Below are 4,522 nucleotides of genomic sequence, written 5' to 3' on the forward strand. Positions count from 1 at the left end.
CAAGGAAGTCACAGAGCAGGCCGCGGTGGCGGACCCAAGCCAAGCTGGACAAGACCGATGCTAGGAGTAGAAATCTATTCTGAGGCAACGGGGCGCGTAGGAGTAGATCCATATATGAGGCAACAGGCGGCACGGACGAACCACAGCCTTCAGTCGAGTTCACCTTTGCGTTCCACGTCGGCGAAGAGGACGATGACGGCTTGCCTCATTCTCGCGAAGGGCTCGGGCGGCCGTGGTCACAGACTCACTGCTCCACCTACTCGTTCTTGCCTTGATTGGCAAGCTGGGCGGCGCGGAGTTTGCGGATTCGGTCTTCCACTGTTTCGGATTCGGGCTGACGGAACTTGTCGCCGCGGTAGCGTGCGCCTTTCAGGTAGTCAATCAAACCGGAGAGCATGCCGCTGACCAGCCGGCAGTGGTCGGATAGCTTGCGGTGCTCGGCCTCCGGCAGGTATCCCTGGTCGCAGGCTATTGAGAGTTGAGCTCGGACTTCGCCGCACGAGCCTTTGGCGATGTAGAGAAACTGGACGAATTCGGTGTTGCTCCCGCGCTCAAAACCCTCGGCGACATTGGACAGGACCGACACTGCGGCGCGGCGTATCTGGTCGGCCAAGCTTGGGTCCTTCGCGAAGGCCGCGCTGCGCGTGAGCGCGTACACTTCATTCGCCAGGGCTCGCGCCTTCTGGTAGACGACCAAATCCTCGAAGTAGCGCACCTTCTTGTGTTCAGTTGTTGAGCTATTCAGAACTCCTCCTCCCGAGTTCAACGGTTGAACTATTCAAGGTTCAACCTCCTAGTCCACGACCGCTGACTCGCTCATGGCTGCAAGAATGCTAGGTTCAGGTCCTTCATAGTCAAGCCGACGACAGCGGGCGATGCGGCTGCAGGGATCTTCAGTTTAGTCCACCTTTGCGTTCCATGTCAGCGAATAGGTCGATGACTGCCGGCCTCTTGCGACTGCGCGTTTTGCTCCCGGAGCGGTCGCAACGACTTCCCTGCCTCCCTCGGAGGGAGGAAGGAATCTGATGGTCTATTCGAGGCGGGTTGCTCACGCCCAGTTTCCTATATGTCCTCCTCCGATGAAGCCGAGCAATGTTCTAAGTTGGTCATTGGCAATTGGCTATTGGGCATTGGTGTATCTCCCCTACCCCGCCCCCCGGGCTGTTCCGGAGGCTATTCTCCAAGCTGCCCGGAAAGCAGTTCGGGAAGCTGCTCCGCAGGCTATCCGGAGAGGAATCTGGAGAGCTACCCGGACTGCTGTTCTGTCGGCTGCTCGGAAGGCTATGCGGAGGGGAATTGGACGAGCTCTCCGGGAAGCTGCGGGGACTGCTGTTCCGCGGAGTGCTCGGCAGAATGCCCGACGAGGCGTCCTAGAAGCAGCCCGGAAAGCAGTCTGCCGGAGAGTTCGGAGAGCAGCTTCCCAAGCTGCTCGGAGAGCTGCTGAGCAAGCTGCCCGGCGGGTACCTTGGCGGACTCTCTTGACAGCGCCAGTCGAGACATGAAAGGAATTCACCGCCAAGACACAAAGACACCAGGAGGTCGAGTATGCTCCTCACCCCTACCCTCTCCTCTCAGAGGAGAGGGAGAGCGGGCCAAAAGCGAGGAGGGACTCCGCGCTAGTTCGGTTTGAGGACTGCAGTCTTGCCGAGTTCGTGGGTGCCGTCGGGGCTGGCGACGGAGTAGCAGTAGACGCCGTTCGGCACCGCATCGACGTTCCACCGCCATGCGGTCGAGATGACCCGCCCGCTCTTCTGAACCAACCGACCCGTGACGTCGCGCACCATGACTCGACTGCCGGGGACAAGGTATTCGAAGACGATGTCGCGGCCCTGCCGGAAGGCGAGCACGCCGGCGTGGCGATATCCGGCCCTGTGCCGGCCGCCGATTCCCACCGATGTCGAACCGACCCTGAGTCCCGCGCCGAAACTCGTGACCCACAGCGCAGATGTATCGTACGGGCTGTAGAATACACGTTCCGGGTGACGGAACGGGTAGGCATCCACGAGGCTGAACGTCGGGCTCGGGGAACGCAGGTTCTCACTGTACCAGAGCCCGTCTACCTCGGTGGTCAGATACATCTCGCTGGAGTCCCGCGGGCTCACCGTGCAGGAGCCGACACGGTCGAGATCGTTGATGCGGGTCCAGTTGGAGCCGCGGTTAGTAGTGCGGTAGAGACCTCCGAGGTCGTTCGGCGGGCCACCCCAGCCGCTGAAAACGCAGCCATACCACGTGTTTTGAAGGTTGTCGTACGGGTCTACCACGAGGTCCATTGTCCAGTAGCGCATACCTGCGTCAGACCGGTCCTGCCAGGTCTGACCCGAATCCGTGCTGGAGAACACCCCGGAGCTGGCCGTGAATGCTCCGCCGGCGTCGCGCCGGCCCGAGTAGGAGGCCAGCAGCGTGCCGTCACGAAGCGCGCGGATGTTGAATGGATGACCCTCAGTGCGCGGCGGCGCAGTGCATTGGGTCCAGTTTGAGCTCGCGCCGTTCTGAAGGTCGTTCGTGACCCAGATGCCGCCCTGGCCGTTGCTGTGATTCACGACGGCAGCGTACATGCGGTTCGGCCGGTTGGGGTCGAGCTCAATCCAGATGACGGGTTTGGCGAAGTTGTGGAGCGTGCTCCAGCTCGCGCCGCGGTTGGTCGAGAACTTGACGTTGCCGTTGCCGCCATCGATGCGCGCGTCGGTCAGGAAAGTGCTCTGGTAGAGGTCATGCACGGATGAGATGGCCGCGTAGAGCACGCCGGTCTGGGGATGCTCGACCAGGCGGTATACGGAGTTCAGCGTCAGGTTCGGGATGAAGGCCCACCTTGTACCTCCATCCGTGCTCCGGATGCCATTGATGTCAGAAAACCCGACGAAGACGCTGTCCTCATCCAGCCAGAGGACGTCCCAGCAGGACGTGTTCTCGAGACCTACGCCCTCGTAGTAGCGGCCCGGCACGATGTTGCTGCCCTTCGGGTTCTGTGTGGCATCGGTCACGTAGCACTGACGCCAGTTCTGCCCACCATCAGTTGAGAGGTGCACAAAACCGTAGTCGCTGAACGCAAGCAGGTCCGGATTGTCTGCAGCTACCGTGAAACCCATCGCACACTCGGCATAGCCCCAGCCCCGGTCTCCCCCGGACCCGCACCAGCCGGTGTAAATGTTCTGATTGGACGCAGCCAGGAAAGTCTGTGTCCACGTGTCCCCGGTGGTGGTGGTCTTGAACACTGTGGGGGCACCGGCAGAACCGCTGCCGGCAATGTAGGCAATGCTCGTGTCGTTCCGCGCCATCGCCACGAAAAAGGGGAAGTCGGTGCCGATCTGAATCCCTTTCTGTTTCTGGGTCCAGGTGAAAGCAGAAGGTCGAGGACTCATGGATTCCATGATTCCAGTGTCCGGCACTCGACCACTGGACCGCTGAACCACTTGACCACTCGTTGTGTAGATTCCCTTGGCGATGTTCCAGTAGTCACTACCCCAGATGCCTACGTAGATGTTCGCCGTGTCGGCTGCGACGCCGAAGAAACGGATCTTCCCGCCCTGCTTTGCCCCCGCAAACGAAAGCAGCCCCTGGCCCGAAGGGAGACCGGTGTAGGGCTGCAGGTTGAAGGTACTTCCGCCGTCGGTAGAAACCAGCAAACCCGCATTGGTGCCGACGTATACGTTCGGCAAGTCCCAGAACGCGCCTGCGATGTACGCTCCGCCCGACATCGTGCTCGTGTACCTCAGTGCAAAGCTCGCGCCACCATTCGATGAGTAGTAGAGACGCATGTAGTCAACCACGATCAGATTGGTCGTGGTGTTCGGGTCCACTGCCATCTCCCAGCATGAGCCATATGTCGGGTCACCCGGCAGGGCGGACCACGAGACGCCCCCATCCGACGTCTTCACCGGCGTCATGCCGTCGTTCTCGTAGTTCACGCTGTACCGCACCTGCGGGTCCGAAGTGAACTGAACGCCGACGTGGTTCCCGCCCTGAATAGCGCCGAAGTGCTCAATCTGCCAAGTGTGGCCGGTATCAGTCGAATGGAACAGCTCGCCCATATCGCAGCCGGCATACATCTCAGCGGAGTTGGACGGATTGAACACGGGATTGTATAGGGCTCCACCGCCGCCGATACCACGCACCGACCACGAACTTGGCAGCCGGGCGCTAGCTGCCGGACACAGCAGAACTACAGCCAGAATGACAATCCCTGTCCACCCTCCTTGGATCAGTTGAAGTGACACGTCATCCCGACCCAAAGGAAGGCGGTTCCGGCCGTCAAGCCGTGCGGCGCTACACCGGCTCGAGGCGTCCACGGCAGAAGGAGGTTGCGAAGTAGCAGGTTGTGCGTGCGACCTGGAAGAGAATACCGTTAGGAACTGCTTCGCTGCTAAGCCCCTTCGCCCCAGGCCGGCTCTCCGCCGCCGGGCGGCGGCACCGAATCCCCGGTTTCGCTGACGGCATAAGGGACGACACCCTTGGGGAAGAGCACCGGTCGGATCTCGTGCACCAACCCGTACTCCAGGGCCTTCCTGGGATCAAGAACCACTTC

2 protein-coding genes are annotated in these 4,522 nt (G+C 61.0%); both read right to left on the reverse strand.

Annotation, left to right across the window (positions count from 1 at the left end):
• Nucleotides 1–256: 256 nt before the first annotated feature.
• Nucleotides 257–745: a four helix bundle protein gene (locus FJY68_13575; protein MBM3332855.1), complete on the reverse strand. Its 489-nt coding sequence runs from the start codon at nucleotides 743–745 to the stop codon at nucleotides 257–259.
• Between the two features lie 871 nt (nucleotides 746–1,616).
• Complete coding sequence (locus FJY68_13580; GenBank protein ID MBM3332856.1) at nucleotides 1,617–4,214, reverse strand: hypothetical protein; 2,598 nt, start codon at nucleotides 4,212–4,214, stop codon at nucleotides 1,617–1,619.
• Nucleotides 4,215–4,522 lie beyond the last annotated feature (308 nt).

The sequence above is a fragment of the candidate division WOR-3 bacterium genome, from assembly GCA_016867815.1.
In the GTDB taxonomy this organism is placed as follows: Bacteria; Hydrothermota; Tepidihabitantia; order Tepidihabitantales; family Tepidihabitantaceae; genus UBA2258.